13 protein-coding genes are annotated in these 20,324 nt (G+C 69.9%); 7 read left to right on the top strand and 6 right to left on the bottom strand.

The annotated features are described in order from the left end of the window. Nucleotides 1–149: 149 nt before the first annotated feature. The 4 genes from tuf to rpsL all read right to left on the bottom strand — a co-directional run bounded on the left by tuf (nt 150) and on the right by rpsL (nt 4,458). Entirely contained in the window at nt 150–1,343 is a 1,194-nt protein-coding gene (gene tuf, locus ACI8AG_RS06225) for an elongation factor Tu (RefSeq protein WP_456589066.1), read from the bottom strand. A gap of 90 nt (nt 1,344–1,433) precedes the next feature. Continuing rightward, complete coding sequence (gene fusA / locus ACI8AG_RS06220; protein ID WP_456596314.1) at nt 1,434–3,533, bottom strand: elongation factor G; 2,100 nt, start codon at nt 3,531–3,533, stop codon at nt 1,434–1,436. Between the two features lie 80 nt (nt 3,534–3,613). Then, nucleotides 3,614–4,084: a 30S ribosomal protein S7 gene (gene rpsG / locus ACI8AG_RS06215; RefSeq protein ID WP_456589068.1), complete on the bottom strand. Its 471-nt coding sequence runs from the start codon at nt 4,082–4,084 to the stop codon at nt 3,614–3,616. Continuing rightward, nucleotides 4,084–4,458: a 30S ribosomal protein S12 gene (gene rpsL / locus ACI8AG_RS06210; protein WP_012950487.1), complete on the bottom strand. Its 375-nt coding sequence runs from the start codon at nt 4,456–4,458 to the stop codon at nt 4,084–4,086. Before rpsL ends, rpsG begins: the two co-directional genes overlap by 1 nt. A 523-nt stretch (nt 4,459–4,981) precedes the next feature. On the opposite strand from rpsL, the gene ACI8AG_RS06205 reads away from it, so the two are divergent. From ACI8AG_RS06205 to ACI8AG_RS06175, 7 genes are all read left to right on the top strand, one after another. Next, on the top strand, nt 4,982–6,022 hold the full coding sequence (locus ACI8AG_RS06205) for an LLM class F420-dependent oxidoreductase (protein WP_456589069.1): 1,041 nt from the start codon (nt 4,982–4,984) through the stop codon (nt 6,020–6,022). Between the two features lie 239 nt (nt 6,023–6,261). Beyond that, nucleotides 6,262–7,386: a sensor histidine kinase gene (locus tag ACI8AG_RS06200; protein WP_456596313.1), complete on the top strand. Its 1,125-nt coding sequence runs from the start codon at nt 6,262–6,264 to the stop codon at nt 7,384–7,386. Then, nucleotides 7,383–8,126 carry a LytR/AlgR family response regulator transcription factor gene (locus ACI8AG_RS06195; protein WP_456589071.1) on the top strand — a complete coding sequence of 248 codons (744 nt, stop codon included), beginning with the start codon at nt 7,383–7,385 and terminating at the stop codon, nt 8,124–8,126. The genes ACI8AG_RS06200 and ACI8AG_RS06195 overlap by 4 nt, the downstream gene beginning before the upstream one ends. Before the next feature lie 3 nt (nt 8,127–8,129). Next, nucleotides 8,130–8,504 carry a hypothetical protein gene (locus ACI8AG_RS06190; protein WP_456589072.1) on the top strand — a complete coding sequence of 125 codons (375 nt, stop codon included), beginning with the start codon at nt 8,130–8,132 and terminating at the stop codon, nt 8,502–8,504. Nucleotides 8,505–8,523: 19 nt separating this feature from the next. Next, nucleotides 8,524–10,053 (top strand): sodium/solute symporter, encoded by a 1,530-nt coding sequence (locus tag ACI8AG_RS06185; RefSeq protein ID WP_456596312.1) that lies wholly within the window; start codon nt 8,524–8,526, stop codon nt 10,051–10,053. Nucleotides 10,054–10,318: 265 nt separating this feature from the next. Then, nucleotides 10,319–10,690 carry a DUF485 domain-containing protein gene (locus ACI8AG_RS06180; RefSeq protein WP_456589074.1) on the top strand — a complete coding sequence of 124 codons (372 nt, stop codon included), beginning with the start codon at nt 10,319–10,321 and terminating at the stop codon, nt 10,688–10,690. Beyond that, the gene (locus ACI8AG_RS06175) at nt 10,683–12,296 is read left to right on the top strand and encodes a solute symporter family protein (protein ID WP_456589075.1); all 1,614 of its coding nucleotides are present in this window, start codon (nt 10,683–10,685) and stop codon (nt 12,294–12,296) included. Before ACI8AG_RS06180 ends, ACI8AG_RS06175 begins: the two co-directional genes overlap by 8 nt. Nucleotides 12,297–12,511: 215 nt before the next feature. Here the strand turns inward: ACI8AG_RS06175 and ACI8AG_RS06170 are convergent, their stop codons facing one another. Together ACI8AG_RS06170 and rpoB are read right to left on the bottom strand one after the other, a co-directional pair. Then, entirely contained in the window at nt 12,512–16,417 is a 3,906-nt protein-coding gene (locus tag ACI8AG_RS06170) for a DNA-directed RNA polymerase subunit beta' (RefSeq protein ID WP_456589076.1), read from the bottom strand. Between the two features lie 93 nt (nt 16,418–16,510). After that, nucleotides 16,511–20,017, bottom strand: coding sequence for a DNA-directed RNA polymerase subunit beta (gene rpoB / locus ACI8AG_RS06165; protein ID WP_456596311.1), 3,507 nt, complete (start codon nt 20,015–20,017; stop codon nt 16,511–16,513). Between the last annotated feature and the right edge of the window lie 307 nt (nt 20,018–20,324).

Below are 20,324 nucleotides of genomic sequence, written 5' to 3'. Positions count from 1 at the left end.
GCTTTTTCTCGCACGTGCCTATGGTTTGTTAAAGAACATGGGGGTGTGTTGACCGGGTGGGTCGAGGACCGGGGCGGGCTGGGGCGGGGGCCCCCCCCGAGCCCATGGCCGGGCGGCGGCCGGAACCCCGGCCGCCGCCCGTCAGGGTGTTACTTGAGGATCTTGGTGACGCGGCCGGCGCCCACGGTGCGGCCACCCTCGCGGATGGCGAACCGCAGGCCCTCCTCCATGGCGATGGGCTGGATCAGCTCCACCGTCATCTCGGTGTTGTCGCCGGGCATGACCATCTCGGTCCCGGCGGGCAGGGTCACGACGCCGGTCACGTCCGTCGTCCGGAAGTAGAACTGGGGACGGTAGTTGTTGAAGAACGGCGTGTGACGGCCGCCCTCGTCCTTCGAGAGGATGTAGACCGAGCCCTCGAAGTTGGTGTGCGGGGTGATCGAGCCGGGCTTCACGACGACCTGGCCGCGCTCGACGTCCTCGCGCTTGATGCCACGGAGGAGCAGACCCACGTTGTCGCCGGCCTGACCCTGGTCGAGCAGCTTGCGGAACATCTCGACGCCGGTGACGGTCGTCTTCGTCGAACCCTCGCGGATACCGACGATCTCGATCTCCTCGGAGACCTTGACGATGCCACGCTCGACGCGACCGGTGACGACGGTGCCACGACCGGTGATCGTGAAGACGTCCTCGACGGGCATGAGGAACGGCTTGTCGATCTCGCGCTCCGGCTCGGGGATCGCCGAGTCGACGGCGTCCATGAGCTCCATGAGCTTGTTGCCCCACTCGGCGTCGCCCTCGAGGGCCTTCAGCGCGGAGACGCGGACCACGGGGACGTCGTCGCCCGGGAACTCGTACTCGCTGAGCAGCTCGCGGACCTCGAGCTCGACGAGCTCGAGGATCTCCTCGTCGTCGACCATGTCGGCCTTGTTGAGCGCGACGACGATGTAGGGGACGCCGACCTGGCGGGCCAGGAGGACGTGCTCCTTGGTCTGCGGCATCGGGCCGTCGGTGGCGGCCACGACCAGGATCGCGCCGTCCATCTGCGCGGCACCGGTGATCATGTTCTTGATGTAGTCGGCGTGCCCGGGGCAGTCGACGTGCGCGTAGTGCCGGTTCTCCGTCTGGTACTCGACGTGCGCGATCGAGATCGTGATGCCGCGAGCCTTCTCCTCGGGCGCCTTGTCGATCATGTCGAAGGCGGAGGCCTCGTTGAGGTCCGGGTACTTGTCGTGCAGGACCTTGGTGATCGCCGCGGTCAGCGTCGTCTTCCCGTGGTCGATGTGCCCGATGGTGCCGATGTTGACGTGCGGCTTGGTCCGCTCGAACTTGGCCTTGGCCACTGGGTTCCTCTCCTCGTGGTTACGCAGGTGGTGCGTGCTCTGGGGTGGGGGCTGTGCTCGGGAGCTCGCGGGCGGTCGCCCGCATCCCGGTTACTCGCCGGTCGCCTTGGCGATGATCTCCTTGGCGACGTTGGCCGGGACCTCGGCGTACGAGTCGAACACCATCGAGTAGCTCGCCCGTCCCTGGGTGCGGCTGCGCAGGTCGCCCACGTAGCCGAACATCTCCGACAGCGGGACCAGTGCCCGGACGACGCGGGCGCCGGAGCGCTCCTCCATCGCCTGGATGAGCCCGCGGCGGGAGTTGAGGTCGCCGATCACGTCGCCCATGTTCTCCTCGGGCGTCGTGACCTCGACCGCCATCAGCGGCTCGAGCAGGGCCGGGTCGGCCTTGCGCGCCGCCTCCTTGAAGGCGATCGAGCCGGCGATCTTGAAGGCCATCTCCGAGGAGTCGACCTCGTGGTACTGGCCGTCGAGGAGGCTCGCCTTGACGCCCACCATCGGGTAGCCGGCGAGGACGCCGTACTGCATGGCGTCCTGCATGCCCTGGTCCACCGACGGGATGTACTCCTTGGGGACGCGACCGCCGGTGACCTTGTTCTCGAACTCGTAGGTCGCGGAGTCGGCACCCATGGGCAGCGGCTCGATGGCGATCTGCACCTTCGCGAACTGCCCGGAGCCACCCGTCTGCTTCTTGTGGGTGTAGTCGTACCGCTCGACCGCCTTGCGGATCGTCTCGCGGTAGGCGACCTGCGGCTTGCCGACGTTGGCCTCGACGTTGAACTCGCGCCGCATGCGGTCGACGAGGATCTCCAGGTGGAGCTCGCCCATGCCGGAGATGACGGTCTGACCGGTCTCCTCGTCGAGCTTGACCTGGAAGGTCGGGTCCTCCTCGGCGAGCTTCTGGATCGCCGTGCCCAGCTTCTCCTGGTCGCTCTTGGTCTTCGGCTCGATGGCGACCGAGATGACCGGGGCCGGGAAGGTCATCGACTCGAGGATCACCGGCTTCTGCGGGTCGCAGAGGGTGTCACCCGTCGTCGTCTGCTTCAGGCCGTTGACCGCCACGATCTGGCCGGCGCCCACGCCCTCGCGCTCCTCGCGCTTGTTGGCGTGCATCTGGTAGATCTTGCCGACCCGCTCCTTGCGGTCCTTGGTGCTGTTGAGCACCGGGGAGCCGGCGTCGAGGCGACCCGAGTAGACGCGGATGTAGGTCAGCTTGCCCAGGTGCTGGTCGGTCTGGATCTTGAAGGCCAGCGCCGAGAACGGCTCGTCCTCGTCGGCGTGCCGGAGCACCTCGGTCTCGCCGTCCATGGCGGTACCGACGATCGCCTCGACGTCCAGCGGGCTGGGCAGGTAGTCCGTGACCGCGTCGAGCAGGGGCTGCACGCCCTTGTTCTTGAAGGCGGTACCGGTGAGCACCGGGTTCACCTGCGCGGCGATGGTCGCCTTGCGGATGGCGGCCTTGAGGCGGTCGACCGAGATCTCCTCGCCCCCGAGGTAGGACTCCATCAGCGAGTCGTCGAAGTCCGCGATGTTCTCGAGCAGCTTCTCGCGGTACTCGGCGGCCTGGTCGGCGAGCTCCGCGGGGATCTCCTCGACCGCGTAGTCCTCACCCATCTTGGTCTCGCCGCGCCAGGTGAGCGCCCGCATCTGCACCAGGTCGACGACGCCGATGAAGTCGGCCTCGGCCCCGATCGGCAGCTGCAGCACCAGCGGGTTCGCCCCGAGGCGCTCCACCATCATGTCCACGCACCGGAAGAAGTCGGCGCCGGTCCGGTCGAGCTTGTTGACGAAGCACATGCGCGGGACGCCGTACTTCTCGGCCTGCCGCCAGACCTGCTCGGTCTGCGGCTCGACGCCGGCGACACCGTCGTAGACGGCGACGGCACCGTCGAGCACCCGCAGCGACCGCTCCACCTCGACGGTGAAGTCGACGTGCCCCGGGGTGTCGATGATGTTGATGTCGTAGCCGTTCCAGGAGCACTTCGTCGCGGCGGACGTGATGGTGATGCCGCGCTCCTGCTCCTGCTCCATCCAGTCCATCGTGGCCGCGCCGTCGTGGACCTCACCGATCTTGTAGTTGATACCGGTGTAGAAGAGGATGCGCTCGGTCGTGGTGGTCTTGCCGGCGTCGATGTGCGCCATGATCCCGATGTTGCGGGTCTTGGCGAGCTGGGCCTCGTTGCTGGCCATTCCTTACTCCTCTTGCTGGTTGTCCGTGTGCGGGTGCCGGGGGTCGCCCGGGAGTCCCGCCGACGGCGGGCGCTGGTGCGTTACCAGCGGTAGTGCGCGAAGGCCTTGTTCGACTCGGCCATCTTGTGCGTGTCCTCGCGCCGCTTCACAGCCGCACCCAGACCGTTGCTCGCGTCCAGCAGCTCGTTCATCAGACGCTCGGTCATCGTCTTCTCGCGGCGGCCGCGGCTGTACTGGATGAGCCAGCGCAGGCCGAGGGTGGTGCTGCGGGAGGCGCGGACCTCGACCGGGACCTGGTAGGTCGCACCACCGACGCGGCGGCTGCGGACCTCGAGGGCCGGCTTCACGTTGTCCAGCGCCCGCTTGAGCGTGACGACCGGGTCGGTGTCGGTCTTGGCGCGGCAGCCCTCGAGGGCGCCGTAGACGATCGACTCGGCGACCGAGCGCTTGCCGTCGACCAGCACCTTGTTCACCAGCTGGGTCACCAGCGGCGACTGGTACACCGGGTCGGCGACGAGCGGGCGACGCGGCGCGGGGCCCTTGCGCGGCATTAGCTCTTCTCCTTCTTCGCGCCGTAACGGCTGCGAGCCTGCTTGCGGTTGCGGACACCCTGGGTGTCCAGCGAGCCACGGATGATCTTGTAGCGCACGCCCGGCAGGTCCTTCACTCGACCGCCGCGCACGAGCACCATCGAGTGCTCCTGCAGGTTGTGACCGACGCCCGGGATGTAGGCGGTCACCTCGATGCCACTGGTGAGGCGGACGCGAGCGACCTTGCGCAGCGCCGAGTTCGGCTTCTTCGGCGTCGTCGTGTACACGCGCGTGCAGACTCCGCGACGCTGGGGCGAACCCTTCAGCGCCGGGGTCTTGGTCTTCTCGACCTTGTCCTCGCGGCCCTTGCGGACCAGCTGGTTGATCGTGGGCATGGGTGGCCTGGATCTCCTACCTGCGCTGGGGTGGTGCTCGTCTGTTTTCTGCTCTGCGGTGGTGCTGGGGTGCCGGTCCCTCGTCGGAACCTCCCCGACCCCGGCCCTGTTCCACGTCCGGTCCACGTGGTCGGGCGTGTCGCCCTTCCTCGGACCGGTGCGGCGTCTGACCGAACTCGGTTGCCCCTCGCGACTCGGCGCCGCCACCCACCCCGGCCGGGCCGGGAGGACGGTCCCCGGCGACCCTGAGATCTGCATCTCGGGCCGCCCAGGCGCACCGCGAACGGGAGCAGGCCCAGGGCACCCTGGGCACGGCTGACCACGATACCCGTGCCTGCGGAGCCGGTCAAAGCCGGGTGCCTCACATGCGTCGACAGGTCGACGGGAGGGGGCTGGGTGGCAGCCGGAGTGCCCGGACACTACCGCCGCCCCGGCCTCGGGGACAGCTCCACCGCGCACCCCGGCGCGCGACCGATACCGTGCGGCGACGTCAACGGTGGCGCCGCGACACAGAGGAGTGCACGTGCGGATCGGCATCCAGGCCAGCTACAGCGGGGGTTTCCAGGAGACGGCGGCGGAGATCCGCGATCTCGAGGCCGCGGGCCTCGATCTGGCCGCGGTGGCCGAGGTCTACACCTTCGACGCGGTCAGCCAGCTCGGCTACCTGGCGGCGGTGACCGAGCGGGTCGAGCTGCTGAGCGCGATCTTCCCCATCTACAGCCGCACCCCGGCGCTGACCGCGATGACCGCCGCCGGCCTGGACTTCGTGTCCGGCGGCCGCTTCACCCTCGGGCTCGGCGCCTCCGGCCCGCAGGTGATCGAGGGCTGGCACGGCGTGCCCTACGACGCGCCCCTGCAGCGCACACGCGAGGTCGTGGAGGTCTGCCGCCAGGTGTGGCGCCGAGACCGGCTCGACCACCAGGGGAAGAAGTACACGATCCCGCTGCCGGCCGACCAGGGCACCGGCCTGGGCAAGCCGCTCAAGCTGATCAACACCCCGGTCCGCGACCGGATCCCGGTGATGCTGGCCGCCCTCGGCCCGAAGAACGTCGAGCTCGCCGCCGAGATCGCGGAGGCCTGGGAGCCGATCTTCTTCGTGCCCGAGAAGGCGGCGTCGGTGTGGGGCGACTCCCTGGCCGCCGGCAAGGCCAAGCGCGACCCGGCGCTCGGCGACCTGCAGGTCGTCACCGGCGTCCCCGTCGCCGTCGGTGACGACGTCGAGGGGCTGCTGGAATCCGTGAAGCCGGCGCTCGCCCTCTACATCGGCGGCATGGGCGCCCGCGGCAAGAACTTCTACAACGACCTCGCCGTCCGGTACGGCTACGAGGCCGAGGCGAGGACCATCCAGGACCTCTACCTCGACGGCAGGAAGGACGAGGCCGCGGCCGCCGTCCCCGACGAGCTGGTGCGGGCGTCGTCGCTGATCGGCCCGGAGGGCTACGTCGCCGAGCGGATCACCGCCTTCGCCGAGGCCGGCGTGACCACCCTGATGCTCCAGCCGCTCGACGGCAGCAGGGAGGGGCGGCTGCGGACGGTCGAGACCGTGAAGCGGCTGGCCGGGTAGCCGCTCGCAGCAGCACTCCGGGTCGTGGCCGGCGAGCACTCCGGCGGCCACGCCGGGCCCCGCGACACGGCCGAGCGGCGACTCCGGCTCCCCGCCCGTCGCACGCGCCCGGGATGGCGGGACACGTGCGCGCGCTCTACGGTGCGCTTCCGGCTGCACCTGCGACGTGCAGCGCAGGCACGGACGGGTGGAAGGGAGAACGGGCCGCGCCGCACCGGCACCGGCGCCCCCGACGACAGATGCGCATCTCGTGGCGGTGGCTGCGGCCCGGCCAGCTCGGGACGGAGGCGGAACAGGCGACGTTCCGGACCCTCCACTCGGCCTCCCTCACCGCGCCCGCGCTGCGCGAGGGCCTGACCGCGAGCTCGGCGGAACGTGCGGTCCGCCATCTGCGCGACCTGCTCGGGGTGCCGGCGGTCGCGCTCACCGACACCATGTCCATGCTCGCGTGGGACGGTCGGTTCGGACACCACGAGCGGCACGCCTCGGCTCTTGCCGCCTTCGTGCTCGAGTCGGGCAACACCGTGGTCCGGGACCGCACCGACTTCTCCTGCGCCGATGCCGGGTGCGGGCTGCGACAGGTCGTGATCAGCCCGCTCGTGGTGGACGACCGGGTGGTCGGCACCCTGCAGGCGTTCACGCCGTCCGCGTCCACCCGGCTCGTGCGGGCCGCCGGCGAGGTCGCACGCTGGGTGTCGGGGAACCTGGAGCTCGCCGAACTCGACGCCTCCCGCACCCGGCTGATGGAGGCCGAGGTACGGGCGCTGCGGGCGCAGATCAGCCCGCACTTCATCTACAACTCGCTGACCGCGATCGCGTCGTTCGTGCGCACCGATCCGGAGCGGGCCCGGGAGCTGCTGCTGGAGTTCGCCGACTTCACCCGGTACTCCTTCAGCCGGCACGGCGAGTACACGACGCTGGCCGAGGAGCTGCGGTCGGTCGAGCGCTACCTCGTGCTCGAGAAGGCCCGGTTCGGCGACCGGCTCCAGGTGACGCTGCGGGTGGCCCAGGAGGTGCTGCCGGCGGCCGTGCCGTTCCTCTGCCTCCAGCCGCTCGTGGAGAACGCCGTCCGGCACGGGCTCGAACGCAAGCCGGGTACCGGGACGGTCACCATCATCGCCGCGGACAACGGCGGCGAGTGCCTGATCTCCGTGGAGGACGACGGCATCGGGGAGGACCCGGAGAAGGTGCGACGGGCGCTCGCCGGCGACACGTCCGTCGACTCGGTGGGGCTGGGCAACGTGGACGCCCGGCTGCGCACCGCCTTCGGCGACGACTACGGCCTGGTCGTCGAGACCGGCCCGGGAGCCGGCACGAAGGTCAGCGTGCGGGTGCCCAAGTTCGCCCCGGGGGTGCGCCCGTGACGGCCGACCTGTTGACCGTGCTGGTGGTCGACGACGAGCGCCCCGCCCTCGACGAGCTCCGCTGGCTGCTCGAGCGGGACCCCCGAATCGGCACCGTCGTGACCAGCGACTCGGCCACCGAGGCGCTGCGGATCCTCCAGGAAGGAACCCTCGACGGGGTCTTCCTGGACATCCGGATGCCCGGGCTCACGGGCTTGGACCTGGCGCGGGTGCTGTCCCAGTTCAAGACGCCGCCTCCGGTGGTCTTCGTGACCGCCCACGACGACCACGCCGTCGACGCGTTCGAGTTGGACGTCGTCGACTACGTCCTCAAGCCCGTTCGGGACGACCGGCTGACGGAGGCGGTCCGCCGGGTGGCCGCTGCGCGGGCGGGCGGCCCCCCGCCCGCCGACGACGACATCGCCGTCGAGCTCGGCGGGGTGACGAGGTTCGTGCCCCGCTCCAGCATCCGTTACGTCGAGGCGCAGGGTGACTACGCCAGGCTGCACACCGCGTCGGGCGGCCACCTGGTCCGGGTTCCGCTGACCACCTTGGAGGAGGCCTGGAAGGACGCCGGGTTCGTGCGGATCCACCGGTCGCTGCTGGTCGCGCTGCAGCACGTGGACGAGGTGCGGATGGACGCCGGCCGGTGCACCGTGGTCGTCGGCGGGGTGGAGCTCGGGGTGAGCCGGCGGCACACCCGGGAGCTCCGCGACCTCCTGGTGCGCCGGGCGCGGCCGGGCCACTCGGGGAGGTGGTGAGCGGTGCCGGACCCGACCCCACGCCGGGTGCGCGTCACCAGCCCGCGCACCGGGGCTGCGCGGGCGCAACGGGTCCCGGCTGCCCGGGAGATCGACGACCAGACCCTCCTCGGCGAGGTGTACGTGACGTCGCTGCTGCGCTCCCAGCTGCGCCTGGCCCTGCTGACGATGGCCGCCCTGGCCGTGTTCGTCGGTGGGATCCCCCTGGTCTTCTGGCTGGTGCCGGATCTCGCCGCGGTCGAGGTGCTCGCCGTACCGCTCCCCTGGTTCCTGCTGGGGTTCGCCGTCTACCCGTTCCTGTTCGTGGTCGGCTGGCTCTACGTGCGTGCCGCCGAACGCACCGAGCGGGATTTCACCGACGTGCTGAACCGCTCGTGACGCCCCGGACCGGCCGGCCGTGACCGCGGCCGGCTACAGCATCGCCGGCGTCACGGTCGTGGTCGTCGCCACGTTGGCGATCGGTGCCTACGGGTGGCGGTTCTCGCGCACCACCAGCGACTTCTTCGTCGCCTCCCGCACGGTGCGGCCGGGGCTGAACGCGTCGGCGATCGGCGGGGAGTACCTCTCCGCCGCCTCCTTCCTCGGTGTCGCCGGTCTGGTGCTGGCGTTCGGCACCGACATGCTGTGGTACCCGGTCGGCTGGACGGCGGGCTACCTGGTCCTGCTGGCGTTCGTCGCCGCGCCACTGCGCCGCTCCGGTGCCTACACGTTGCCCGACTTCGCCGAGAGCCGGCTGGAGTCGCTGGCGGTGCGCCGGTTCTCCTCGCTGCTGGTGGTGGCGATCGGCTGGCTGTACCTGATGCCGCAGTTCCAGGGCGCCGGTCTGGCGCTGGCCACCACGACCGGGACCGAGCCGTGGCTGGGCGGCGCGCTGGTCGCGGCGGTGGTGCTGGTCAACGTGCTGTTCGGCGGGATGCGGAGCATCACCTTCGTCCAGGCGTTCCAGTACTGGCTGAAACTCACCGCTCTGCTGTTCCCGGTGCTCTTCATGGCCGGCGTCTGGCTCGGCGACGGCGGCCCCTCCCCCGCTTCGGCCGTCGCCGGGGGCCTGGGTGGGTCCGGGGACGAGTGGGCGTCACCGCTCGCCGGGAGCGGGCACCAGCTCTACACGACGTACTCGATCATCGTCGCCACGTTCCTGGGCACCATGGGGCTCCCCCACGTGGTGGTGCGCTTCTACACCAACCCCGACGGCATCGCGGCCCGCCGCACGACGCTCCTCGTGCTGGCCCTGCTCGGTCTGTTCTACGTGCTGCCGCCGATCTACGGCGGCCTGGGCCGGCTGTACACACCGGACCTGATCAGCAGCGGCCGCACCGACACCGTGGTCCTGGAGCTGCCGGCGCGGATGCTGAGCGGCACGATGGGTGAGCTGCTGTCCGCCCTGACCACCGCCGGGGCCTTCGCCGCTTTCCTGTCCACGTCGTCCGGGCTGACCGTCGCGGTGGCCGGCGTGATCAGCCAGGACGTGATGGGACGCCGGTTCCGCGGGGTGCGCGCGTTCCAGGCGGCGGCCGTCACGGCCGTCGTCGTCCCGCTCGGTCTCGCGTTGCTGACCGAAGGGGTCGGTGTCGCCCGGGCCGTCGGCCTCGCCTTCGCCTTCGCCGCCTCCACCTTCTGCCCGTTGCTGGTGCTGGGCATCTGGTGGCGCCGGCTCACCGACGCCGGCGCGATCGCCGGGATGCTCGTCGGTGGCGGCTGCGCCGGGTTCGCGGTGCTGGCCACCCTGCTCGGACTGGCTCCCGACGGCTGGCCCGGCGCCCTGCTCGTCCAGCCGGCTGCCTGGACGGTCCCGCTGGCGTTCCTCACGATGACGGTGGTCTCGCTGGCCACGCCCAGGCGCCTGCCCCGGCACGCCGCCCGCAGCATGGCCAGGCTGCACACACCCGAGGCGGTGCTGCTGGACCGCGGTCCGCTCCCCCGGTGATCGCCGAGGCGTCGCCGCGGTGCTGCGACGTCGTCCGTCACGAGACCGATGTGACCGGCGCCTCCCCGCGCGACCGTTCGTCCCGCTGGACGTGCCGTACGTCGACGCGTGCTCGCCGCTCACCGCAGAGTCCGCGCGGTCCCCTGCCCTCCCGGGAGCCGGCTCCCTAACGTGACAGCGCTCACACCTGGCCGCTGTTGCTCGGCCACGGTGGTCCTGATCCCGACCTGGAGGCCACACGTTGACCCCGACAGACGAACGACGGTTGCTGACACCGCAGGAGTACCGCGCCGCACAGAACTCCCCGGAGTTCGTCGAGCTGAAGAAGCGGTTCCGCAGCTTCGCCTTCCCGATGACGGTCGCGTTCATCGTCTGGTACCTGCTCTTCGTCCTGCTGTCGACGTACGCCTCGGACTTCATGTCGACCCAGGTGTTCGGCAACGTGAACGTGGGCCTGCTGTTCGGCCTCGCCCAGTTCCTGACCACCTTCGTGATCACCCACCTCTACGTGGCGCACGCGAACAAGCGCACCGACCCCATCGCCGACGAGATGCGCGAGCGTCTCGAGGCGCACGACTACGCGCCCGACGCGACCGCCGGCGGCGACACCGACACCCAGGGGGCGACCCGTGCCTGAGCTGCTCGCCGCCGATGCCACCATCGGCAACCCGGCGATCAACATCTCCATCTTCGGCGCGTTCGTCGTCGTCACGCTGGCCATCACCTTCCGGGCCAGCCGCAACAACAAGAGCGCGGCGGACTACTACGCCGCAGGCCGCACCATCACCGGTCAGCAGAACGGCCTCGCCATCGCCGGTGACTACCTGTCGGCGGCCTCGTTCCTCGGCATCGCCGGCGCCATCGCCATCTACGGCTACGACGGCTTCCTCTACTCCATCGGCTTCCTGGTGGCGTGGCTGGTCGCGCTGCTGCTCGTCGCCGAGCTGATGCGCAACACCGCCCGGTTCACCATGGCCGACGTACTGGCGTTCCGGATGCGGCAGGGGCCGGTGCGCACCGCCGCCGCCATCTCGACGCTCGCGGTCTCGCTGTTCTACCTGCTCGCCCAGATGGCCGGCGCCGGTGGCCTGGTGGCGCTGCTGCTCGGGGTGAGCGGCCCGGTGGCCGAGGCGCTGGTCGTCGTCGTCGTGGGTGCGCTGATGATCTTCTACGTCCTCGTCGGCGGGATGCGCGGCACGACGTGGGTGCAGATCATCAAGGCCAGCCTGCTGATCGCCGGCGCGCTGGTGATGACGCTGTGGGTGCTCGGCGAGTACGGCTTCAACCTGTCGGCGCTGCTCGGCGGCGCGGTGCAGAGCGCCGGCAACGAGTCGGTGCTCAACCCCGGTGCGCAGTACGGCGTCAGCGACGCGACCCGACTGGACTTCATCAGCCTGGCCCTGGCCCTGGTGCTCGGCACCGCCGGCCTGCCGCACGTGCTGATGCGCTTCTACACCGTGCCGACGGCGAAGGCCGCGCGGACCTCGGTGGTCTGGGCGATCTGGCTGATCGGCATCTTCTACCTGTTCAGCCTGGTCATCGGCTACGGCGCCGGCGCCATGGTCGGTGCCGAGCGCATCGTCGCGGCCCCGGGTGGGGTGAACGCCGCCGCCCCGCTGCTGGCCTTCGAGCTCGGCGGCACGGTGCTGCTGGGCATCATCGCCGGCGTCGCGTTCGCGACGATCCTCGCGGTCGTCGCCGGCCTCACGATCACCGCGTCGGCGTCGTTCGCCCACGACGTGTACGCATCGGTGATCAAGAAGGGCGACGTCCCGCCGAACGGTGAGGTCAAGGTCGCCCGGATCACCGCGGTCGTCATCGGTGCCGTCGCGATCGGCCTGGGCATCCTGGCGCTGCGCGCCGGGCTGAACATCGCCTTCCTCGTGGCGCTGGCGTTCGCGGTGGCCGCCTCGGCGAACCTGCCGACGATCCTCTACACGCTGTTCTGGAAGCGGTTCACCACCCAGGGCGCGCTGTGGTCCATCTACGGCGGTCTGATCATCTGCGTCGGGCTCATCGTCTTCTCCCCGGTGGTGTCGGGGACCGAGACCTCGATGTTCCCGGGCGGGAACTTCGACTTCTTCCCGCTGCGCAACCCGGGCCTGGTGTCGATCCCGGCCTCGTTCCTCCTCGGCTACCTGGGCACGGTGCTCACGAAGGAGAAGCCGAACGAGGACAAGTGGGCCGAGCTCGAGGTGCGGGCCCTCACCGGCATCGGGGCGGAGAAGGCCGTCGACCACTAGAAGGACCTGGCTCCTCCCCGCACCTCGCTCCGCTCGGCGCGGGCCCCTGGAGCCAGGCCGTTCCATCCGCTTGCGAGGCGCGCGTCCCCGGCGGGGGCGCGCGGCTCGCGCGTTGCGGGGTCCCGGGATCTGCCCGCTGCCGCTGCAGGAAAGGCCAGAGGCCCAGAACCATGCAGGTTCTGGGCCTCTGGCGTTCAGCGGCTACTGGGGGGCCGTCAGCCCCGCCAGTCGTACTCCTCGAGGCGGACGGCCTCGCCGGTGCCCTGCCCGAAGACGTCCGGGCTGTAGTACTGCCCGTCCTCGTAGCCGGCCATCGTGTACACGGCGGCGCGCGCCTCCTCGGTCGGCTCGACCGCGATGTTCCGGTAGCGGCTGATCCCCGTACCCGCCGGGATCAGCTTTCCGATGATCACGTTCTCCTTGAGCCCGAGCAGGCTGTCGCTCTTGCCCTGGATCGCGGCGTCGGTGAGCACCTTGGTCGTCTCCTGGAAGGAGGCGGCCGACAGCCACGACTCGGTCGCGAGCGAGGCCTTGGTGATGCCCATGAGCACCGGACGGGCCGAGGCCGGCTCGCCGCCCTCGGCGACGACGCGGCGGTTCTCCGTCTCGAAGATCGTCCGCTCGACCAGCGCACCGGGCAGGAACTCCGTCGCGCCCGAGTCGATGATGGTCACCCGCTTCAGCATCTGGCGGATGATCACCTCGATGTGCTTGTCGTGGATCGACACGCCCTGGCTGCGGTAGACCTCCTGGACCTCGCGCACCAGGTGCAGCTGCACCTCACGCGGGCCCATGATCCGCAGCACCTCGTGCGGGTCGACCGCACCCTCGGTCAGCTGCTCGCCGACCTCGACGTGGGCACCGTCCTCGACCCGCAGCCGCGAGCGACGCGACAGCTTGTCGTAGACGACCTCGTCGGAGCCGTCGTCCGGGGTGATGGTGAGCTTCCGGAACTGCTCGCCGTCCTCGATCCGGACGGTGCCGGCCAGCTCGGCGATCGGGGCCTTGCCCTTGGGGACGCGGGCCTCGAAGAGCTCCACCACACGCGGCAGGCCGTGGGTGATGTCCTCACCCGCGACACCACCGGTGTGGAAGGTGCGCATCGTCAGCTGGGTGCCGGGCTCACCGATCGACTGGGCGGCGATGATCCCGACCGCCTCGCCGACGTCCACCAGCTTGCCGGTCGCGAGCGACCGGCCGTAGCAGGTGGCGCAGGTGCCGAGCAGCGACTCGCAGGTCAGCACGCAGCGGACCTTGACCTCGCTGACGCCGGCGTCGATGAGCGCCTGGATCAGCACGTCACCCAGGTCGGAGTTGGCCTGCGCGATGACGGTCCCGTCCTCGGCCACCACGTCGGCGGCCAGGGCGCGGGCGTAGACGCCGGTCTCCACGTGCGGGTCACGCGTCACCACACCGTCGAGGACGGTGCCGATCGGCATGATCACGCCGCGGTCGGTACCGCAGTCCTCCTCGCGGATGATGACGTCCTGCGAGACGTCCACCAGACGCCGGGTGAGGTACCCGGAGTCGGCGGTCCGCAGCGCGGTGTCGGCCAGACCCTTGCGGGCACCGTGCGTGGAGATGAAGTACTCCAGCACGGACAGACCCTCCCGGAAGTTGGCCTTGATCGGCCGCGGGATGATCTCGCCCTTCGGGTTGGCGACCAGGCCGCGCATACCGGCGATCTGGCTGATCTGCATCATGTTGCCTCGGGCGCCCGAGTTGACCATGACCCAGACCGGGTTGGTGGTGGGGAAGTTGTCCACCATCGCCTGGCTGACCTCGGCCCGCGCGCGGGTCCAGATCTCGATCAGCTCGCCACGACGCTCGGCGTCGGTGATGACGCCGCGCTCGTACTGCTTCTCGATCTTCGCGGCCTCGGCCTCGTGCCGGTCGAGGATCTCCTGCTTGACCGGCGGCGTGACGACGTCGTCGATGGCGATGGTGACGCCCGACCGCGTGGCCCAGCGGAACCCGGCGGCCTTGAGGGCGTCCAGCGTCGCCGCGACCTGCACCTTGGGGTAGCGCTCGGCGAGGTCGTTGACGATCGCCCCGAGCTCCTTCTTCGGCACCTGGTAGTTGACGAAGCGGTAGTCCTCGGGCAGGGCCTCGTTGAACAGCACCCGGCCAAGGCTGGTCTCGACCAGCGCCGGCTGACCGGGGGTCCAGTCCTCGGGCTGCACCCAGGCCTCGTTGACCTTGCCGTTGTCGACGCCGAACACCTCGTCGAGGCGGATGTAGGCCCGCTCCTGCAGCCCCAGCGCGCCCACGTCGTAGGCCATGACCGCCTCGGCGGCCGAGGAGAACGACGCCGGCTGACCACCGTCGGCCTCGTGCCGCGAGGGCACCAGGGTCGTCAGGTGGTACAGGCCCAGCACCATGTCCTGGGTCGGCGCGGTGATCGGGCGACCGTCGGCCGGCGACAGGATGTTGTTCGACGACAGCATCAGGATGCGGGCCTCGGCCTGGGCCTCGGCCGACAGCGGCAGGTGCACCGCCATCTGGTCACCGTCGAAGTCCGCGTTGAACGCGGTGCAGACGAGCGGGTGGATCTGGATGGCCTTGCCCTCGACCAGCTGCGGCTCGAAGGCCTGGATGCCCAGGCGGTGCAGCGTCGGTGCGCGGTTGAGCAGCACCGGGTGCTCGGTGATGACCTCTTCCAGCACGTCCCACACGACCGGGCGCGCGCGCTCGACCATCCGCTTGGCGGACTTGATGTTCTGCGCGTGGTTGAGGTCGACCAGCCGCTTCATCACGAAGGGCTTGAACAACTCCAGCGCCATCTGCTTGGGCAGGCCGCACTGGTGCAGCTTCAGCTGCGGGCCGACGACGATGACCGAACGGCCGGAGTAGTCGACGCGCTTGCCGAGCAGGTTCTGGCGGAACCGGCCCTGCTTGCCCTTGAGCAGGTCGCTCAGGGACTTCAGCGGACGGTTGCCCGGACCGGTGACCGGACGGCCGCGACGGCCGTTGTCGAACAGCGCGTCCACGGACTCCTGGAGCATCCGCTTCTCGTTGTTGACGATGATCTCCGGCGCGCCCAGGTCGAGCAGTCGCTTGAGCCGGTTGTTCCGGTTGATCACCCGGCGGTACAGGTCGTTCATGTCGCTGGTGGCGAAGCGGCCACCGTCGAGCTGCACCATCGGGCGCAGGTCCGGCGGGATGACCGGGACGCAGTCCAGCACCATGCCCATGGGCGAGTTGCGGGTCTGCTGGAACGCCGCGACGACCTTCAGCCGCTTGAGGGCGCGCAGCTTGCGCTGGCCCTTGCCGCTGCGGATCGTCTCGCGCAGCGAGACGGCCTCGGCGTCGAGGTCGAAGCCGGCGAGGAGCTTCTGCAGCGCCGCGGCGCCCATGCCGCCCTCGAAGTACTCACCGAAGCGGTCCCGCAGCTCGCGGTAGAGGCCCTCGTCGGCGATGAGCTGCTTGACCTCGAGCTTGCGGAAGGTGTCCATCACCTCGTCGAGGCGGTCGATCTCCCGCTGGGAGCGGTCGCGCAGCTGGCGCATCTCGCGCTCGCCGCCCTCGCGCACCTTGCGGCGGACGTCGGACTTCGCGCCCTCCGCCTCCAGCTCGGCGAGGTCGGCCTCGAGCTTCTGCTGGCGCGCCTCGACGTTCGCGTCGCGCTGGCTCTCGAGGTTGGACTTCTCGGCGCTGATCTCGGCCTCGATGGTCGGGAGGTCGCGGTGGCGCGCCTCGTCGTCGACCGAGGTGATCATGTAGGCCGCGAAGTAGATGATCTTCTCGAGGTCCTTGGGCGCCAGGTCGAGCAGGTAGCCCAGCCGCGACGGCACACCCTTGAAGAACCAGATGTGCGTGACCGGAGCGGCGAGCTCGATGTGGCCCATCCGCTCGCGGCGGACCTTGGCCCGGGTCACCTCGACGCCGCAGCGCTCGCAGATGATCCCCTTGAAGCGGACCCGCTTGTACTTACCGCAGTAGCACTCCCAGTCCCGGGTGGGACCGAAGATCTTCTCGCAGAAGAGACCGTCCTTCTCCGGACGCAGGGTGCGGTAGTTGATGGTCTCGGGCTTCTTCACCTCACCGTGCGACCACTGGCGGATGTCGTCGCCGGTGGCCAGACCGATGCGGAGCTCGTCGAAGAAGTTGACGTCGAGCAAGGTGTGACCCCTTTCAGGGGCTAGTGCTTCGCTTCTATGACTTGGAAGTGGTGGTCGGCCGGCCCCGACTGCTCAGGGCCGGCCGACTACCGATCAGACGTCTTCGACAGACGACGGCTCGCGGCGGGACAGGTCGATGCCCAGCTCCTCCGCGGCCCGGAAGACCTCGTCGTCGGTGTCGCGCAGCTCGATCGCCTGCCCGTCGCCGGAGAGCACCTCGACGTTGAGGCACAGCGACTGCAGCTCCTTGAGCAGCACCTTGAACGACTCCGGGATGCCCGGCTCGGGGATGTTCTCGCCCTTGACGATCGCCTCGTAGACCTTCACGCGGCCGAGGATGTCGTCGGACTTGATGGTGAGCAGCTCCTGCAGCGCGTAGGCCGCGCCGTAGGCCTGCATCGCCCAGCACTCCATCTCGCCGAAGCGCTGGCCACCGAACTGCGCCTTACCACCCAGCGGCTGCTGCGTGATCATCGAGTAGGGGCCGGTCGAGCGGGCGTGGATCTTGTCGTCGACCAGGTGCAGCAGCTTCAGGATGTAGACGTAGCCCACGGCGATCGGCGCGGGGAAGGGCTCCCCGGAGCGGCCGTCGAACAACCGCGCCTTGCCGGTGGGCTGCACCATCCGCTTGCCGTCGCGGTTCGGGATCGTGGACGAGAGCAGCCCGACGATCTCCTCCTCCTTGGCACCGTCGAACACCGGCGTCGCGGTCCGGGTGCCCGGCGCCGCCGACCTCGCCGCCTCGGGCAGGTTCCTCGCCCAGTCCGGGTCACCGTCGACCTGCCAGCCCTGCTTGGCGATCCACCCGAGGTGCATCTCCAGGACCTGGCCGACGTTCATGCGGCCGGGGACGCCGAGCGGGTTCAGGACGATGTCGACCGGGGTGCCGTCCTCGAGGAACGGCATGTCCTCCTGCGGCAGGATCTTCGAGATGACGCCCTTGTTGCCGTGGCGGCCGGCGAGCTTGTCACCATCGGAGATCTTGCGCATCTGGGCGACGTAGACCCGGATCAGCTCGTTGACGCCGGCAGGCAGCTCGTCGCCGTCCTCGCGCGAGAACACGCGGACGCCGATGACCTTGCCGGACTCACCGTGCTTGACCTTCAGCGACGTGTCGCGCACCTCGCGGGCCTTCTCGCCGAAGATGGCCCGCAGCAGGCGCTCCTCGGGGGTCAGCTCGGTCTCGCCCTTGGGCGTGACCTTGCCGACGAGGATGTCGCCGGGGACGACCTCGGCCCCGATGCGGATGATGCCCCGCTCGTCGAGGTCGGCCAGCACGTCCTCGGAGACGTTCGGGATGTCCCGGGTGATCTCCTCGGCGCCGAGCTTGGTGTCGCGGGCGTCGACCTCGAACTCCTCGATGTGGATCGAGGACAGGACGTCGTCCTGCACGAGGCGCTGCGACAGGATGATCGCGTCCTCGTAGTTGTGGCCCTCCCACGACATGAAGGCGACCAGGAGGTTCTTCCCCAGCGCCATCTCGCCCTCGTCGGTGCACGGCCCGTCGGCGATGACCTGGCCCACCTCGACCCGCTGCCCCTCGTCGACCAGCGGGGTCTGGTTGACCGAGGTGCCCTGGTTGGAGCGGCGGAACTTCAGCAGCCGGTAGGTCTGCCGGGTGCCGTCGTCGGCCATCACGGTGACGTAGTCGGCGGTGGAGTCCTCGACCACACCGGCCTTCTCCGCCACGACCACGTCGCCGGCGTCGACGGCGGCCCGCAGCTCCATGCCCGTGCCGACCAGCGGCGCCTCGCTGCGCAGCAGCGGCACCGCCTGCCGCTGCATGTTCGCGCCCATGAGCGCGCGGTTGGCGTCGTCGTGCTCGAGGAACGGGATCATCGCCGTCGCGACCGAGGTCATCTGCCGCGGCGAGACGTCCATGTAGTCCACGTTCTCGGGGGCGAGGTAGTCGACCTCGCCACCCTTGGTGCGGACCAGGACGCGCTCCTCGGCGAGGCGGCCCTGCGCGTCGAGCGGGCTGTTGGCCTGCGCGACGACGAAGCGGTCCTCCTCGTCGGCGGTGAGGTAGTCGATCTGGTCGGTGACGGTGCCGTTCTCGACCTTGCGGTACGGCGTCTCGATGAAGCCGAAGGCGTTGACCCGGCCGTAGGAGGACAGCGAGCCGATCAGGCCGATGTTCGGGCCTTCCGGCGTCTCGATCGGGCACATCCGGCCGTAGTGGCTCGGGTGCACGTCGCGGACCTCCATGCCGGCCCGCTCACGCGACAGACCACCGGGACCCAGCGCCGACAGGCGGCGCTTGTGGGTCAGGCCCGCGAGCGGGTTGGTCTGGTCCATGAACTGGGACAGCTGGCTGGTGCCGAAGAACTCCTTGATGGAGGCGACGACCGGCCGGATGTTGATCAGGGTCTGCGGCGTGATCGCCTCGACGTCCTGGGTCGTCATCCGCTCGCGGACCACGCGCTCCATGCGGGACAGGCCGACCCGGATCTGGTTCTGGATCAGCTCGCCGACGGTGCGCAGGCGGCGGTTGCCGAAGTGGTCGATGTCGTCGACGCCGTGGTCGGGCTCGCCGGCGTGCAGGCGCACGACGTACTCGATGGTGGCGACGATGTCGTCCTCGGTCAGCGTCTGGGTGCCCTGCGGCACCTCGACGCCCAGCTTCTTGTTGACCTTGTACCGGCCCACCTTGGCCAGGTCGTAGCGCTTGGGGTTGAAGAACAGGTTCTCCAGCAGCGCCTGCGCCGACTCACGCGTCGGCGGCTCGCCCGGCCGCAGCTTGCGGTAGATGTCGAGCAGGGCCTCGTCCTGCCCCGCGATGTGGTCCTTCTCCAGCGTGGCCAGGACCGTGGGCGACCACTGGAAGTGCTCGCGGATGCGGTCCTCGCCCCAGCCGAGGGCCTTGAGCAGGACGGTGACGGGCTGGCGGCGCTTGCGGTCGATGCGGACGCCGACGGTGTCGCGCTTGTCGACGTCGAACTCCAGCCACGCACCGCGGCTGGGGATGACCTTGGCGCTGAAGACGTCCTTGTCCGACGTCTTGTCCAGCGTCTTGTCGAAGTAGACGCCGGGGCTGCGGACGAGCTGGGACACGACGACGCGCTCGGTCCCGTTGATGACGAAGGTGCCCTTGTTCGTCATGATCGGGAAGTCGCCCATGAACACCGTCTGGCTCTTGATCTCGCCGGTGGTGTTGTTCATGAACTCGGCGGTGACGAACAGCGGCGCCGCGTAGGTCATGTCCTTGTCCTTGCACTCCTCGAGGGACGCCTTGACGTCCTCGAAGCGCGGGTTGGAGAAGGACAGCGACATCGAGCCGCTGAAGTCCTCGATCGGGGAGATCTCCTCGAGGATCTCGGCGAGGCCACCGACGGCCGCCTCCTGCTCCTCGGGGGAGAGGGTGGCCCGCCACTCGGGGCTGCCCACGAGCCAGTCGAAGGACGCGGTCTGCAGGGCGAGCAGATCCGGCACCTCGAGGGGCTCGGAGATCTTGGCGAACGAGACGCGCAGCGGCGCGCCGGGGATCTTCTGCTGGTCGGCCTCGCCGGTGCGGGGGCCGTTCTGCGTGACCGGGGTGGTTCGGGTGTTACCCGACTCGGTGGTGCCGGGGGTGATGCTGGTGGGGCGAGAGCCTGCCAAGATGCGTCCTTCCAAGGACCTCACGACGTGCGGGCGGTGGGCTGCGGGGTCGTCCTGGGTCGTCGTCGGTGATGGCGAGGCTGTCCGCGACGGCCGCGATCGCTCGCCGGACAGGTCAGCGCGGGCATCGCCCGGTGGATTCCCGGGCGCCCGTCGTGACCCGTTGTGGCGGGCAGGCAGTCAGAGGGCAGCGCAACAGGAGACCCTACCCCTGGTGGCGCGCGATGTCCACGTCGGGGGCACCGGTGCGAGCGGCGCCACATCCGCGGGACGGGCGGTCCTCCGGCGGGCCGGTGGGGTGTGCGGC

It is taken from the genome of Blastococcus sp. SYSU DS0552, from assembly GCF_054050815.1.
Note: the sequence above shows the minus strand (reverse complement) of the source record. Positions and strands in the feature narration are given on the sequence as shown.